This window comes from Rhodospirillales bacterium, from assembly GCA_023898785.1.
GTDB lineage: Bacteria > Pseudomonadota > Alphaproteobacteria > Micavibrionales > Micavibrionaceae > TMED27.
This window is the reverse complement of the sequence record CP060239.1, coordinates 116,414-132,884: the sequence shown is the minus strand read 5'-3', so window position 1 is coordinate 132,884 and position 16,471 is coordinate 116,414. Positions and strand designations below refer to the sequence as shown.

At 47.4% G+C, this 16,471-nt stretch carries 16 protein-coding genes; all 16 read right to left on the bottom strand.

Annotated features, from left to right (window positions below; genetic code table 11):
- Positions 1–259 precede the first annotated feature (259 nt).
- The 16 genes from H6859_00765 to H6859_00690 all read right to left on the bottom strand — a co-directional run bounded on the left by H6859_00765 (position 260) and on the right by H6859_00690 (position 16,442).
- Positions 260–1,513: an AAA family ATPase gene (locus H6859_00765; protein ID USO05770.1), complete on the bottom strand. Its 1,254-nt coding sequence runs from the start codon at positions 1,511–1,513 to the stop codon at positions 260–262.
- A gap of 93 nt (positions 1,514–1,606) precedes the next feature.
- The gene (locus H6859_00760; protein ID USO05769.1) at positions 1,607–2,275 is read right to left on the bottom strand and encodes a hypothetical protein; all 669 of its coding nucleotides are present in this window, start codon (positions 2,273–2,275) and stop codon (positions 1,607–1,609) included.
- Between the two features lie 12 nt (positions 2,276–2,287).
- On the bottom strand, positions 2,288–3,763 hold the full coding sequence (locus H6859_00755) for a type II and III secretion system protein family protein (protein ID USO05768.1): 1,476 nt from the start codon (positions 3,761–3,763) through the stop codon (positions 2,288–2,290).
- Between the two features lie 76 nt (positions 3,764–3,839).
- Entirely contained in the window at positions 3,840–4,724 is an 885-nt protein-coding gene (cpaB, locus tag H6859_00750; GenBank protein USO05767.1) for a Flp pilus assembly protein CpaB, read from the bottom strand.
- Positions 4,725–4,892: 168 nt separating this feature from the next.
- Complete coding sequence (locus tag H6859_00745) at positions 4,893–5,441, bottom strand: prepilin peptidase (protein USO05766.1); 549 nt, start codon at positions 5,439–5,441, stop codon at positions 4,893–4,895.
- 34 nt (positions 5,442–5,475) lie between these two features.
- A complete protein-coding gene (locus tag H6859_00740) occupies positions 5,476–5,676 on the bottom strand; it encodes a Flp family type IVb pilin (GenBank protein ID USO05765.1) in 201 nt (66 codons plus the stop codon).
- Between the two features lie 78 nt (positions 5,677–5,754).
- The gene (locus tag H6859_00735; GenBank protein ID USO05764.1) at positions 5,755–5,934 is read right to left on the bottom strand and encodes a Flp family type IVb pilin; all 180 of its coding nucleotides are present in this window, start codon (positions 5,932–5,934) and stop codon (positions 5,755–5,757) included.
- 421 nt (positions 5,935–6,355) lie between these two features.
- On the bottom strand, positions 6,356–7,822 hold the full coding sequence (locus H6859_00730; GenBank protein ID USO05763.1) for a pilus assembly protein: 1,467 nt from the start codon (positions 7,820–7,822) through the stop codon (positions 6,356–6,358).
- Positions 7,823–7,869: 47 nt separating this feature from the next.
- Complete coding sequence (locus H6859_00725) at positions 7,870–8,394, bottom strand: pilus assembly protein (GenBank protein ID USO05762.1); 525 nt, start codon at positions 8,392–8,394, stop codon at positions 7,870–7,872.
- The gene (locus tag H6859_00720; protein USO05761.1) at positions 8,391–8,912 is read right to left on the bottom strand and encodes a pilus assembly protein; all 522 of its coding nucleotides are present in this window, start codon (positions 8,910–8,912) and stop codon (positions 8,391–8,393) included. Before H6859_00720 ends, H6859_00725 begins: the two co-directional genes overlap by 4 nt.
- 162 nt (positions 8,913–9,074) lie before the next feature.
- Entirely contained in the window at positions 9,075–9,620 is a 546-nt protein-coding gene (locus H6859_00715; GenBank protein USO05760.1) for a hypothetical protein, read from the bottom strand.
- Between the two features lie 13 nt (positions 9,621–9,633).
- Positions 9,634–11,787 (bottom strand): hypothetical protein, encoded by a 2,154-nt coding sequence (locus tag H6859_00710; GenBank protein ID USO05759.1) that lies wholly within the window; start codon positions 11,785–11,787, stop codon positions 9,634–9,636.
- Positions 11,788–11,913: 126 nt separating this feature from the next.
- Complete coding sequence (locus H6859_00705) at positions 11,914–13,206, bottom strand: adenylosuccinate synthase (protein ID USO05758.1); 1,293 nt, start codon at positions 13,204–13,206, stop codon at positions 11,914–11,916.
- A 107-nt stretch (positions 13,207–13,313) separates the two neighbouring features.
- On the bottom strand, positions 13,314–14,324 hold the full coding sequence (locus tag H6859_00700) for an ATP phosphoribosyltransferase regulatory subunit (protein ID USO05757.1): 1,011 nt from the start codon (positions 14,322–14,324) through the stop codon (positions 13,314–13,316).
- Positions 14,325–14,435: 111 nt separating this feature from the next.
- Positions 14,436–14,948 (bottom strand): hypothetical protein, encoded by a 513-nt coding sequence (locus H6859_00695; GenBank protein ID USO05756.1) that lies wholly within the window; start codon positions 14,946–14,948, stop codon positions 14,436–14,438.
- Positions 14,949–15,071: 123 nt separating this feature from the next.
- Positions 15,072–16,442 (bottom strand): phosphoglucosamine mutase, encoded by a 1,371-nt coding sequence (locus H6859_00690; GenBank protein ID USO05755.1) that lies wholly within the window; start codon positions 16,440–16,442, stop codon positions 15,072–15,074.
- Positions 16,443–16,471: the final 29 nt, after the last annotated feature.

Genomic DNA, 16,471 nt, shown 5'->3' with positions numbered 1-16,471 from the left:
CGCGTCCCCTAATCCAGCCAACATCGCCGCAGGATTATCAGCCTCCCCGCCTTGCGGTTTTTCATCCCTCACCGGCTCTGGATCTGATTTTGGTGCAGATACAGGAGCAGACTTCTTCTCTTCAACCTTAACCTCTTTCGGCGCAGGCTTTTTCTCCACCTTCGGCTTTGGCGAAGATGCAGAACCGCCCTGATCTGAAGTTTTCTTTCCAAACATAGAAATACGTCCTACTTAAAACTTAAAAGCCCGCGCGATGCCATCACCCTTTAGACTTTAACTTGCCAAGCAAATTACCCAAAAAGCCGCCTTCTTCACCGCCCTCTTCAGCGCCTTCAGTTGTAATTTCCGTTAAAGATTTCTGCAAAACCGGCAACAACGTCTTTTTAATCAAATCGCGCGCAACCTTATCATCGGTCAATTTGCGGCTCTCACTTTCATTTCCCAAAAACATCTTCGCATCATAGGGCAAATACGCCGCTACACTGAACTCCATCGCCTTTTCAATATCAGACTTTGACACTTCATTAGCGGGTGCCTGCCCCTGCATATTGACAATCAAGCTAACATCGCTATCTTCTCCGCCGCGCACCTCTTTCACTTCCTGAATAAGACTGCGTGCAAGCCGCAAAGCCGGCAAAGTCGGCGTAGCCGTCACCAAAATCTGGTTTGCCCGCGTTAAAATAATTTTCTGTAGCGCCGCTGCAGATTGAGACAAATCAACAATCACAAACGGATATTTCACCATCAACATATCAATTAGCGTTTCGAGCTGATCTGGGCTTACCCCCTGTTCCAACATCACATCACCGCCGGTTGCCAGCACACTAAGCTTGTCACTCACCGTATAAAGCATACGCTTCAAGCTATCCTCATCAGCATTTTCCGCCGCGCGCACAGCCTCGCTCAGCGTTGTGCTCGGCTCAAATCCCAAACCAACTGCCAAAGTTGACCATCCGCCGGATGCATCAAGCAAAATCGCCTTTTGCCCCAAAATATCGGTCAAACCGCAAGCCAGCGCTTCAGAAATAATAGACGATCCCACACCACCCTTCGCCCCCATCACGGCAACCAGACGGCTTCCCGTTACACCTATCTTTTCGATCAAGGCCTTGGAAACGACTTTAGCCAAATCCGCTGAACTTATAGGGCGCACGAGATAATCACTTACCCCCATATCAATCAAACGACGATACAAATTCACATCATTGTCCGGCCCGACAATAATCGCCGAAGTGCCTGCTTCACAATGTCCGGCCAATTCCTCAAGACGCGCTGTAAAGCTTTTATCAATCACATCGGTCTGAATAATAATCAGTGTCGGAGAAGCAATATCCTGATACGTCGCAATAGCATTCTCGACATCACCTTCCTCATCCTGCACACTAACGCGCGCAAACCGCCAATCATTTTCAAGATCTCTGGCGGCCTGTAATGTCTTTTGATCTTTTGAATAAACAGCAACACTCGATGCAGGAAGCAGTATAGAGGTTGCCTGACTGTCTACCTCACTCATTGATTATTATTTTTATCCTCGTCCGTCATGCTTATTTAAAGCCATTTAAATTATAGTTCCATTTGTTTAACACTTTATGAGCAGTCTTCAGCCCTATTCTGACGCGCTCTCACCATCCAACGGCTCATTAGGCACACCCATGCGATACACAGCAACCGTATTACTCATGCGGCGACCGTCGGTAATAGGATCGACCGTGCCCTGTCCTTTAAGATCCTTAGGCCGGGCAACTTGACGCGCGAACAATGTTTCAGTCGTACAACCAAGCCTATAGTCCTCATCAACCTTAACATCCAAATCTTCAAAGCCTGGAATTGTACTGCAATCCTTCGGAGCCAAAGCATTATAGGCCGTATAAGATACCATCGCATTCATGCCGCCAGAACCATTCACCGGCAATATATTTGCATCTACGCTATGCACACCGGCAGCGCGCAACTCCTTCACAATGCGCGCAGCTTCATCATTGGCATGCATCGCATTAGCCGATCTGGATTTAGGATCATACGTCACCGTCAACTCCAAAGGCCCGCCACCGTGCTGATCGTAATGCCTGGCCAAGCCTTGTACAGCCGATCCGCTCAATTCCGAAGCCGGCAACGTATCGGTAAATGTCTCTTCCTGCACTTGCACACGGTTTTGATTAAGCATCGTCGGCTCAGACAAACACCCGCTCAAAACCATTGCGAGCGTAATCATACCTAAAATCGTATAAGGCAAAGACACCGTCCATCTATGTTTTTTGCTTGTTCTCACAGACATATCAATCACCCCTTAATCCAGCAAATATCCAAATTGCTCATCCAGAGCAAAAATCGCCTCATCCTCAACGTCATAGACCCTACGAATATTGGCAGCAAACGCTTGCGCCAACGGATTATTTTTCTGCTTCGGCACAGGTGCCGCACGGTCTTCTTCCGCATAAGGCTCAACCAGATATGGCGTCACAATCACAACCAACTCAGTTTCGCTACGCTGAAAGCTGTCAGACTTAACAAGATCGCCAAGAACAGGCGTCTTACTAATCCCCGGCAAACCGGTCATCCCTTCCAGCGCATCAGAACGTAAAATCCCGGCAATCATCAAACTGCCACCACTGGGGATTTCCACAGTCGTATCCGCCCGGCGAATATCCAGACCCGGCACAACCAGATCAGCCAGCGTCACCGCATTTTCAAAATCAAGTGAAGACACTTCCGTATTCATCTGCAGACTGATCCGCTTGCCGGACAACACCACAGGACGGAAATTCAACGATACGCCGAACTCACGAAACTCAATAATGATATTCCCAACCTGATCACGTCCAGCAGGCACAGGAAACTCACCACCGGCCAAAAAGCCGGCCTGCTCACCGGACACCGCCGTCAAATTCGGCTCAGCCAGAATATTGACCAAATTACGCTCTTCAAGAGCATTAAGCTCCAGCCCAATCAGACCAACACCACGCAAGCCGCTCTCGATAAGACCACCTGCGATCCCCGCTGCATCCTGAGACAACGCAATCCCGCCGCCCGTACCAAACGTAAACTGATCCCCGCGCGACGTCACGCTACTACCGGGATTACCGCCAAACAAGGTCGTCGTTGAAAGCTCGTTCGGATCGTTCATATACGTTTCCATCCCCAGCTCTTTAAGCGCCGTGCGTGAAGCTTCCATAATCTTAACCTGCAACATCACCTGCTGCTCGCCGCGCACTTCCAAAAGATTGGAAATCAATTCATCAATCGGATCATCCTCATCTTGAAGATCACTTACATAATGCCCGACAATATTGGTAATCTTGGAAGCCACATCAGGATTAGAAACCGTCCCCGTCAACAAAATCTGGTCATGAATAGCCCCGACCTTAACAGTCTCTTCGGGATACAGCTCATTCACAAGCGACTGAATAGCCTGCAAATCATACGCGACATGAATATCAATCCGCTTCACGATATTCCCCATCGCATCCAGCGCAATAATGTTCGTATCACCAACATTCACACCAACGACATACAAGCTGTTACTCTGCACAGCCATGACATCAACAATCGAAGGATCCGCAACCAACACATCCGAAACATCTCCCTCGACCGAAACCAAATCCGCTTTACCAAGCGTAATCGTTAATGGCGCCTTGATTTTCATTTCGCTCTGGAGCGTTTTCAAATCACCTTTGGCCGCCGTAACCGCCAAAGGGGCCATAAATACAACAAACACCGCCGCCAAAGCCAGCGCCGCCCTAATTCTGGATAAAAATGTGGACATCGTCATCATCTATAAGACTTTCAGTTAGTTACGCAGAGAAGAGAAACAAAATTGACAGCAAAGAATGCTAAGAGATTTAACGAGCAGGAATTGCCGTGACTTGCTCACCGCTATAGATTCGCACAATATTACGATTAATTCCAGCATCCTTTTTCATTTTTTCATATTCGGCATAAACTTCATCGCCCATACTCGTCAGGCGCGCATCAGATATAGTCGGCCATTTCTTTTCAACAAGCACATCATCACCAACAGCGCGCAGCACCAGAGTCAACTCGCCAAGCTGGGAAGCCAGAGATAAACGCTCAGCATCCTGAGCCCCTACAGCCAGCGTCACAGTTTTACCAACCTTAATCTTATCATCCTCGGGACGCTCGGCCAGTTGATCAACCGCAAGAACCTTCACATTCTGCAAGATCGTCTCCGTCGCCATCTTATCGAGGTTCAACTCAATCATCTGCGTAATTTGCGGATTATCATCCTCGGTGCGAATACTTTCCTTATAAGTCAAAATCACATCGACAAAATCACCAGGGCCTATAAAACCACCCACCATAGTTGACGCGGAAACCTCAATCGCAATCGCGCGCTGACCGGGCTCCAAAGTCGCCGCAACCAAATTACCTTTCACCTGCCCAAGCATCGCACTCTTCATAACAGGCTCACCTTTGGCAACATTGCGCCCCAAACGCCCCTCAAGAGCTTCTTCAGGCTTCTGCTCATCCTGACGTAAAACCGCACCAGGAAACACGCTGCTTTTCGGCCATTCCTGCCAACGCATATCCCCCTCTTTCAACTCACGTCCAAGCACCAGATCTTTTGACGCCACAAGAACCTCAACCTTAGCCTCCTGCAAGGCTGCCGCCTCCTTCTTGCCACCCAAAGTCACCTGCACAAGCATGGCAACCAACACAGCCACAAGCACAGCACCTCCAAGAACAATGAGAATATTCTTATTCATAGCAAAACCTCATCCGGTTTTTGTATTATTGAAAATATAGCAAAAGAACGCAGCAAAGCCCGAAACAGGCAAAATAAATAGTCTATTTTTATGATGCGCCTATTTTCTTAAAAAAGCGTAAAACCTAAAAAATTACAAAGAAAAGCAGAAAAACAGGCGCTTAAGGAACTACTCAACAACAAACGATGATAAAACATCCAGATCAAAATACCCTATTTTTACAAAAGATGCCAGCGCGCCAAGCACAATTGCAACGCCGTAAGGAACCTTACTCGCCCCGCCTTGCACCTGCGCCACCCAACTCTCAGGCTTAGGAGCCTTCACAGGCGCCCATTTCTTAAGTGCCAGAGCCGCTAAAGCGAGAACGCCGCCTGCAACGCTCATATAAAAGATAAACGGCACCAATCCCTTTAAACCGGCCCATAACGCAAGCGCGCTTGCCAACTTGGAATCTCCAGCACCCATCAATTTACCCATAAACATCGCCAGCGTGATCAAAAACACAATAAGAGCCGCAACAATATGTGAAGCTAAAGACGCAAACACGTCATCGCGCCCACCAAACCACAAAGCACCATAGCAAAACACAAATGCACCCAGCACGATCAAACTGTGCAGGTTGGGAATAGTCATACCGCGCAAATCCGACAACGCCGACAGCCCGCCCGTACCAATCACCACAAACAAACACATCAAAAAGACGATAAGAAGAAGCATAATCGAAACCCTGAAAAAGGAATAATTGAAAAAGTTAAGGACCGGAGAAACCGTCCTCGACCTCCTGAAAAAGAACAGCGAGCTCATCACCAATTGCAAACACAACCGCGATAATAACCAAAGCAATCCCACCTGCCATTAAAGCATATTCAATTGCTGTCGCCGCTTTACGCTCCAGCCAAAACGCCTGAATGAAAGCAGAAAAACAAACATAGATTTGAAGAAATTTTTTCATGTGCAGAAACCCACATACAAAGAACAATAAAAAAGCCCACCCGCCAAGGATGGGCTTTTCCTAAAACATCAGCACATATTAACGTGCAGCAAGTTCATCTTCAACATCTTGGAAAGTCGCTGAGATTTCATCACCGAGCGTAAACACAACTGCAACAATCGCAATCGCAATACCGGCAGCAATAAGGCCGTATTCAATAGCCGTTGCACCGTCTTCGTTTCTAAGATAAGCATCTTTCAAAGCAAGCAATTTCAACATGGTTTTCTCCTTTTAGATTTTTTCGAATTCCGGTTACCCACACTTCAAAACCAATGAGACTTAAGGACTTGAAGCTCCCAACCGTTTACTCTTTTAGAATATCGAAAGTTGATTAATGGAAGGTTAAAAAACGCAGTATTTGCAGCAATAATACAATAAAAAATCACCACCCTTCAAGTATAAAATTGAATCTTTTTTAAATAAAATTTTAAATAGTTTTCAATACTGATATTTACTTTATATTTACTTATAAAATACTTAAACAACTCAAAAAGACTCTGTTTTATTTCACTTTTTCTGAGCAGTTTTTAAAAACAAAAATAAAGCACAATAAAACACCAGGCCTTTACTAATATTCCACTCAAAAAGCCTTGCAGATCACATCAGCAAGGCTTCCTGTCACGCATAATCTTTTATGCGTTTAACTCTTAATATGCAGATTGCTGAGTTCCTGCGCGATACTGCGAAACACCTGAATCAACTCATCAGACGTCGTCACATGCTTATGCGAGCCGCCATTACCGGCACAATCCTCATAGAGCTGCTCCGTGGTTGAATCAATCCCCCCCGTATCGAAGGTAATCGTATAGACAGTCACATTGTCCTGTGCGTCCATATTTTCACAAACATCTCTCAGGCGATCATCCAAAACACTGGAACTGCTGACAGAATGCGTACCGTTTATACCAAAACCACCATAAGGGCTGGAGCGCACATTATCACCATCGGTCATCATAACGACCACCTTGCGCCAGGCGGTATTATCCCAATCAACCCCTTCGGTAAACGGCACCTCGGGAGAAAGCATTCGCCAACCCCAGGCCATACCGATATTCCCGAATGTCCAGCCATTGGCTTCCATTTCTCCGATCCGGTCTTTGAGCGCCGTCATATCATCCGTTAAAGGCAACACAGACGCCGCTGGACAACTATATTCAGGCGCCCGGTAAACCGTTCTGGCTCCAGCAGAATAATCCCAATCCAGACAAGTTGAACCGGACGAGTTATACTGATCACCGACGCAGATATAATTGTTATAATAATTACACTGCGCGCTATCATCATTCTTATCCCGGCACCAGCGATACATATACCACGGTCCACTATGATCCAGCACATCGCTACCGTCATCTTCTTCCAAAATACAGATATTCGTATCCGCATCATTACTGAAACTCAGCCCCAGAGGATTATTCAAGAAAGGATCGGCATACACATTACCATCATCGTCATAGCCCAACCCGTAAGGACCGACATTCACAGATGTAGCATAAGGAACCAGCCCGATCTTCACATATTCGTTCTGCGCCGTAACATAGGAGCCATAACGATCCAAGCAATCACCAGACGCATCCTCATCATATGTACCATATAAAATTTCTACAAACTCGCATGCCGCCGTACGGAGCTTGCCAATATTATTATTCGACGCCATCGAGCCGGTGTTATCCAGAACCAGAACAACCTCCAGCCCCTTCACCTCACGCTGCACAACCGTCTCGGCCGTAACATCAATGTTATCAATACCAAGCACCCGCAGAAACGAGGTTAAATAACTCGCATTACCGGTCACCGTCACCAGATTTCCCTCAATGACAACAACAGGATCAAACGTAACGCCTAATTTTTCTGGCGGATAATTAACATCAAAAAAATCTTGAACTTTTTGTTCAATCGTCGCCTCATCACTGGAAATAGCCGCCGCCGCCAGAGCCGCCGCATCAATCGCCTGCGCCAAGCGCTGCTGAACAAGATAAGCCTGCGACAAATCAATCGCCATACCAACCGTCCCGATCAACAAGGGGGCCATCAAAGCAAAAAGGATCGCAATCGCCGCGCGCGTATCGCGATAATAACGCACAAAATTTAAAAACATTCTCTTAAGCATAACAACCACCTTAGTTTTTACTTTTTTAAGGACTATACAGCCCATTTTTAATTCCGTTCGATAACCGCGCCCTGACGCCCGCGAGCAAAGGCAATTTCCTGCATCGGGATTTCTTCAATAAGAAAACCGGCAAACATGGGTTCAAATTGATATTCAACCGCAACAACCAAAACCCCTTCACCGGCTTGCGCCAAATCCTCAACCCGAACCTCCACATCCGCCAAAGGCGTCATATTACGCGTTTCCCGCCATTCAATCACTGGGTTAGCATCGTCATCAAAACTAACACTGACAACATCCACCCCATACGTAGTCGTATCAAACGGCTGAAACGCGAGCTCGCTGGCATCCAGTGCATCATCAATCATCGACGTATCAACAACGCTGCTGCGTGCGATAAGATCCGCCGCAACCTGCGAAGCGCGAATAGCCTTTTGGTTGGCCAAAATTCCATTTCCTAAATCAACCAATCCAAGCAATAACGTCAACAAAATTGGAAAAACTAACGCCGCTTCAACGGCGGCCACACCATCTTCAGATTTAAACCAGCATTTTACAAAATTCACGATCATGCCCCCGCCCCTGCGAAATCATACGGCTCAACTTGCAAAACGATTGTTGACATAAACAAGCGTGAATTGTCAGAACCTGAAATCAGCCTTCCAACAAACGGCGTCATCATTTCATAGCGATATGCCACCCGGATCAAAATCCTGGCATCAGAACCACCGGCATCAAACCCCTGACTAACCATGTTGCCATCGGCGTCAAATTGCGCAGGGGATGTCGCCACATCGGAAAAACTGCTCAAGGTCAAAGATTCAACAACCACGTCATTGCAGTTTATCAACACCGTCGTATAATCACACAAACCATCCCGGAACGCAGTTTCCGGATCTGCGCCCGATTGCTGTAATTCACCGGTCCTAATCATCCGTGATGCAGAATTCGTAGCGCCTTCCAACAAACTGGCCGATGCATACATAATCGCAATTTCAATGATACCAAGCGTCAACATAAGATACGGAATTGCCAGCAGGCTAAACTCAATTGCCGTTGTACCTTTTTCATTTTTAATGAATTTTTTCAAGAATTTAGCCAACACAACCCCAATATTTATCATTTAAATTAAATTGGTTTTAAATTTATGGCATAAAAAAAGCGGCTAGCGCACGCTTCATAAATACCCAATAACCCAACACCTCCAGTATGACGCCTATATATGAACATTTATTTAAGTATAGATAGGATTTTAAGTACCTTCCCCAGCGCTACCCTCAACCGGAAAACCTTCATGGTCTATTGGAATTTTCCCATTCACCTCTTCGCCCCACCGCTCAATAAGCTCAGCCTGTCGCTTTTCAATCGTATTTTTGCGTGAACCACCACGTTGATAAAGAAAATTAGCCACCAACATCGTCACCGCCCAATCAATCAAATACCCAACACCAGCAGCAGAATAAATAACAATAATCGCCATCGGGTCCACAATAATCGATAGTGCCTTGGACATAGACATATCCGTTGTCCACAGCTCCATAATAAAAGGCATACACCCGGCGATATTCATGGCCCCGACCGTGATAGGTTTTATTTTCTTTTTATTACGGTCGGCATAAAACGCTACAAAAGTCGGCAACAATCCGATAAATAAAATCACCGCAACAGGCAAAAACACCGCCGCCATCAAAACCAGAACAATCAAAAACAGGCTTGTCCAAGCCGAACCCGAACGCTTGACGCCCTTTTTCTTGGCTTTTTGACCAGTATTCTTCCGTACAACTTTCTTTTTAGCCATTCTCAGTAGATCCCTAAAACAATGTATTATCGGACAAAAACACAAACGCAGTTCCCACAATAACAATAAAGGCCAAAATACATGAAAGAATAGCAGCCACTTCGCGCCCGGTCTCAATACCAAAGGAAATTTTATTTTCCATACGCATCTCAAGCCTCAAACGCTCTGTTTCAAGCGTTTTAAACTCCAGCATAGCCTTACGAAAAGATGAAAAATCTTTCTTCACAACCTCAGCATTTTCAAAAATACTGGCAATTTTCTTTAAATCTCCTGTCGATTGAAACTCAGCTACGGCCTCCCTCATTCTTTCCTGAACGCGCCGATCATGATAACGCTTTACAACCGCTTGCAAACGCGGCGCCATCACCTTGGCAATCGCTGGAAAGTTGCCCAAACTGTATCTTTTCTGTATCGCCGCCAGGCATTTCAAATTGGCGCCAATGACCCTATGATTCTCATGAGTATTCAAATCATAGAGATACGGCTCAATAACCTTTTGATCTTTTTCGTATAAGAACGCCACAGAATGCAGATCTAAAAACGTTGTGGATGCATGCCCCTTTTTACACAAATCCTCATACGCATTGAGCAAATCATCCGCGCCAACAATATAATAATCTTTAATCACCTCACTCAAACACGGACATTCCGGACTTAATAAATAAATCACCCGTTCAATACCATCGCCAAACTTGCTGGTTTTAAGATAACGGCGACATTTTTCAAATTTACCGAACAACCCGTTCACATCAATAATATGAGGATCTTGCACCGACAACCAATTGAGTACCAATGAATTTCTAAAAACCTCAACAAAAGCGCCAATTGGCTGTTTTAGAACAATGGCCTCAACAATTGCATTTCCAATACCATCACCAATCAAACGTAAATTCCGAAAACGTATAGGCGCACCAGTATCTAAAGCGATAGACACATTCCCCGCCAGACATGATTCATAGCCAGAGCTGGTAGATTGCTGACGCGAATCCACCACAGCCTTTTGGAACCGTTCAGAGATATCCTCGTCCTCTAAAGAACGTTCAATCCAGTTTAAAAGACTATCATCCTCAATAGAGCTCTTAACGGCCTTAACTTTATTTTCAATATCCATTGCCATGAGCGGCGTAACAAAATATTTATCACCCCCTAAATCAAACGGACGTGGAGCTTTTTTAATCGCCGTAGATTGCTTCGGACTCAAGCGCCGCCCATCCAGCCACTCTAAAACTTCATCAATCGTCCACCGTTGCGAAGACTCGTCATGCAAAAGCCCGCGTAGCAATTCTAAAATTTCACCCTTAAACCTGTCTTTACCAGTAACTGCGCTGTAACTACCATGTGAAATCTTGCGCCTGACAATCTCATCATCACTAAGCCCTTTAAGCGGGTCGTTGTGACGCATGATCACTGCAATAGAAACGCCAAGCGCATACAGATCAATCGTAGGCGTAGCTTTTCCACGCGCAACAGGATCCGCCATTCCACGCGCAATCGGCTCATACAAAACAGGCTGCGCCAACGACTGTGAAACAGACAAACAATCACCCAGAATAATCTTGGAAGGCTTTCCCTGCACACCATCACAAAACATGTTGTCAGGACGGATAGCCCCATGCACAAAATCTTTATCGCGAAAATCCTGTAAAATACCGGCATATGGTTTAACGATAAGCGACATTACATCATCTTGTCTCCACCCTAAAGCGTTCCTTTCTCCCCGCTGCAACAAAGGCTTCCCAAGATTGTCGTAGTAAATAAAAACATAAAGTTCCCTCTTGGTCGGCGGCCAATACACAACACCATGTGCAACCAGCTTCGCAAGAGAGTTATCAACTATTGTAGAATATACATCAGCCGCCGCCCGACGCGGCACCAAATACCGCTCACAAACAATAGCGATCAGAGGCGTTTTATTACTATCATTGGAATACGCTCGATAAGCCTTGTTCGGACCGGAATTATACTCTGATAACGGCACCTTGCATTGAATTCCGACCTTACCTTGAAAATCGGCAACATTCTCACCCTGAACGTCTTGAGTTTTCTGCGAATCTTTCAACCCAGACTTCTTTTGCTCCTTACCACCATGATCAGACGAATTCGCTCTGGTAGAATCCTCAGAAATCTTCGTCTCTTTACTGTCTTTAGCGCCTGTTTCTTCAGACATAACAAGAACTCTTTAACATGAAATAGCTACATTACCTAAGAATCAGGCAACGCCAAAATGAAGCATGCGCTTAAAAAATAAAGCGCAACGCACATTGTAACCATGTTCATACAAAAAGTAAATTGATCAGCCCGCAAACGGGTCCTGCATCAAGATCGTATCCTCACGCTCCGGACTCGTAGAAAGCAGCGTCACCGGAGCGCCAATCAACTCTTCAATATGCTTCACATATTTCACAGCCGCCGCCGGCAATTCCGCCCATGTGCGTGCTCCACGTGTACTCTCACTCCACCCGTCCATGGTTTCATAGATCGGCTTGGCCGCAGCCTGTTTCACTTGCGAAGCCGGAAGATAATCAAATTTCTCACCTTCGATCTCATAACCAACGCAAATCTGTATTTCCTTAAGTCCGTCAAGCACATCCAGCTTCGTCAACGCAATCCCGTGAATCCCGCCCAACTTTATTGTTTGACGCACCAATGCCGCATCAAACCAGCCACAACGCCGCTTACGCCCGGTCGTTGTGCCAAATTCATGGCCATTTTCACCAAGAAATTGCCCAACTTCATTATCCTGCTCAGTCGGAAACGGGCCGCTCCCGACGCGCGTCGTATAGGCCTTGGTAATCCCCAAAACATAACCGACGGCATCCGGAGCCACACCCGACCCCGTAGCCGCTTGCCCGGCCGCCATATTTGACGAAGTCACATACGGATATGTGCCGTGATCCACATCCAGCATCATCCCTTGCGCCCCCTCAAACAAAATCTTTTTGCCCTCAGCCCGTGCCTGATCAAGCACCCGCCACGTCACGCACCTGTATGGCAAAATCTCATCTCGCACAGCCATTAGCTTGTCGAAAATATCGTCTGCACTCACCTCTTCCGCACCCAGGCCTTTAAGCAACGCATTATGATGCAACATCATCCGGTCCAGCTTTTCACGCATCACATCAGGATACTCCAGATCGCAAACCCGGATCGCCCGGCGTGCAATTTTATCTTCATAAGCCGGGCCAATCCCGCGCTTCGTCGTACCGATCGGTTTGCTCCCGCGCGTTGCTTCCATCGCTTCATCCAGCGCCCCATGCACCGGTAAAATCAACGGCGCATTCTCCGCAATCATAAGCTTGTCTGGATTCACATCCACGCCTTTTTCTTGAATGGCTTTAATCTCCTTCATCAAGGCCCACGGATCAATCACCACGCCATTGCCGATAATCGAAATCTTCGATTCACGCACTATCCCAGAAGGCAACAAATGCAGCTTATACGTCACTCCGTCAATCACCAGTGTATGCCCGGCATTATGCCCGCCCTGAAACCGCACCACCACATCAGCGCGAGATGAGAGCCAATCGACAATCTTCCCCTTACCTTCATCGCCCCACTGAGCGCCAATCACCGCAACATTTGTCATTTATATACCTTTATATACCTTTCTAAAATTTCTACCCTCGCATCCTGACGAAAGTCAGGATCTCCCCTGTCATAAAGATGCTGATTTTCATCAGCATGCAAGGCCATTTATCCCCGTTTCACAATAAACCCTTCATCCTGCAACCGGGCCACCTCGGCCCAATCCGCATCCGCCGATAATTCTTTGACCTCTGCAGTCTCTTGCACTTTCAACCCTTGGCGCAACGTGTCCATATACAGCGTAAACCCGGCTGCACTTTCCTTCGCCTGCTCACCCTCATAAATATCATAGCGCCCACCCCGGCCCAACTCGCCACGAATCCCCGTTGCAAACAAGGTAAAAGCCAGCCCGCTATGATACTCAAACCCGCGCGTTTCGAGCGGATCAATCGTCAAAGAAATCGCACTCATATCCAACCCAGCGATCGCCGCTTCAACTCCGGAAACAACCGCACGCAAACGTGCAATATACTCGCACGCCGCCTCCGGCAACGCCAATACATCCAGCGCCGACAAAGCCTTATCGACCGGCCCGGCCAATGTATGACGCAGCCCGTCAATATCATCCTGCCTCGTCTTCGTAACCGCAAAAAGGTCATCCACAATCCGCGGCAAGGCAAAATCCATCGTCACGCCGCAAGCCCCCAAAGCAGCCAAACCCTTCAAAGCTACCACACAAATTTCAACATCGCTGGCCACATCGTTCCGGCCGATCATCTCACAACCCACCTGCGTAAACTGGCGCTGTGTGCGCGCCTGAGAAGCCTTTGTACGGATTACGTCATTCGCATAAGTCAGCCGCAAAGGCCGTGCCTCATCGGAAAGCCGCGAACGCGCAATCCGCGCGATCTGCGCCGTAATATCGCTGCGCAGCCCCATCATTCGATGCGTTACAGGGTCCATCACCCGGAATGTTTCAGACGTCAAGGCCGCACCCGGCCCCGGAGCCAGCAAGCTTTCCTCAAACTCAGCCATCGGCGGCTTCACCCGCGCATAACCAAAACTGCGAAATACCGCCATCAGCCGCGCAATCGCGTCATATTCCACCTCCGCCTGTGGGGGAAGCAAATCCTCAAACCCACTGGGCAGAAGGGCGCTATTTTGGGAAATATCTTTCATGCCCTAACGCTTAAGGGGCAAAGCGTTTAAAGTCAATAAAATCAAAAAACAAGCTACCATCTAAAAACTAAACAACCCAAGCAATCAGATAAACCACCACATGCAAACTCTTTAGGCACTAACACCCTTAAGATCATTCTGCATAGATGGGTGAGGACCGCCTTTACAATTATTCTTACATGAAGGGGTTCCTTTACACCTGTTCTTACATGAAGGGGATCCCTTACAACTGTTCTTACAACGACCACCATCATTTACAGAAGGCCAAATACCCTTTAACGGACTGTGACCAAACTCTATTTCATAATCATTAAAAAAAAGTTTGTATGCATCCCTCGTTTCACTTGCAGATTCTTCATCCGTATCAGGATGGTGATGTATATAGCCTTCCCCTAAAAAATCACAAAAATCATGATATTGAACGGTAGACAGTATAAAAGTATGCCAGTATTCATCAACAATTCCGGCCATACCATACTGTCGTTTGTTTTTTGCAACTAAAAATAGATATCTCTTTAATTCTAACGATATCAAGTCTGCTTTATCTTTATCAATATCGTATTTTTCACTGAAATATTTAGTTATTGCAGATAGATTGTAATTTTCAACTTCAGAAAATCTCATGTTAATTCTCCTTAAAAATTATGAACAAAAATTTAGTCCTATTCTATAACCGCTATCCTCTATTTTCTTGAGATTACAACAATCAACGCATATTATCAAAAACAAAGTAATTTATGACTAATTTTACCCCACTGCCTTCTCAATCACCGCGCACAGATCATTGACCACGCCTTCAACCTTGCCCGGGTCATCGCCTTCCGCCATCACGCGGATCAGGCTTTCCGTCCCGCTGGCCCGCACCAAAACGCGCCCCTCATTGACCAGCGAACTTTCCGCTTGTTCAATCGCGGCCTTGACCTCATCCGCGTCCAGCGGCTTGACCGTGCTTTCAAACCGCACATTGCGCAAAATCTGCGGCAACGGCGTGAACAAATGCAGCGCCGCGCTCGCCTTCTTTCCACTCTCTTTCAGGAACGAACAAATCTTGATCGCCGCCTGCAACCCGTCACCCGTCGTATTCAAATCCGACAAAATCAAATGCCCGGATTGTTCCCCGCCCAGATTAAACCCTTCCGCCCGCATCGTCTCGGACACGTACCGGTCCCCAACCGCCGTGCGGATCAGACAAATTCCCCGCTCCTTTAAAAACCGCTCCAGCCCCAAATTCGACATCACAGTGGCCACCAACGCACTCCCTTGCAACTCACCGGCCTCCTGCATCGAAACCGCCAGCGCCGCCATCAGCTGATCGCCGTCAATCTTCGCGCCTGTCTCATCAACCATAATCAGCCGGTCCGCATCCCCGTCCAGCGCAACGCCAATATCCGCTTTATGCTCAATAACCGCCTTCTGCAGATTCTCGGTCGCCGTCGCACCATAACCATCATTAATATTGCGCCCGTCCGGCTCCGCGCCAATCGATATAACCTCGGCCTCCAGTTCCCAAAGCACCTGCGGCGCCACCTTATAGGCTGCACCATTGGCGCAATCCACCACGACCTTAAGCCCCTCCAGCGTTGTTCCACGTGGTAAAGAGCGCTTCACACTTTCCGCATAACGCCCGATCGCATCATCCAAACGCGCCGCTTTCCCCAAATCGCCGGGCAACGCGAGATGCTCGCCCAGATCCTCTTCCAGCGCCGCTTCAATCTCCAGCTCAATCTCATCATCCAGCTTGTACCCGTCCGGCCCAAACAGCTTGATCCCGTTATCTTCGAAGGAATTATGCGAAGCCGAAATCATCACCCCGACATCAGCCCGTAAAGATCGCGTCAACATCGCAATCCCCGGCGTCGGCACCGGACCCGTAAGGATGACATTCATCCCCATCGATAAAAACCCGGCCGTCATCGCTTGCTCAATCATATAACAAGACAACCGCGTATCCTTGCCGATCACCACCCGGTCCGTCGGCAGCCCGCCATGGCGTTCGCGCAGCACTTTCGCCGTCGCCATCGCCACCCGCTGCACCATGCCCGGCGTCATCGGATAGCTATTGGCCCGCCCGCGAATTCCGTCTGTTCCAAAATATTTCCGTTTTTGCATTTGCGTCATCACCAACACCCTCAAAAATCCATAGAACA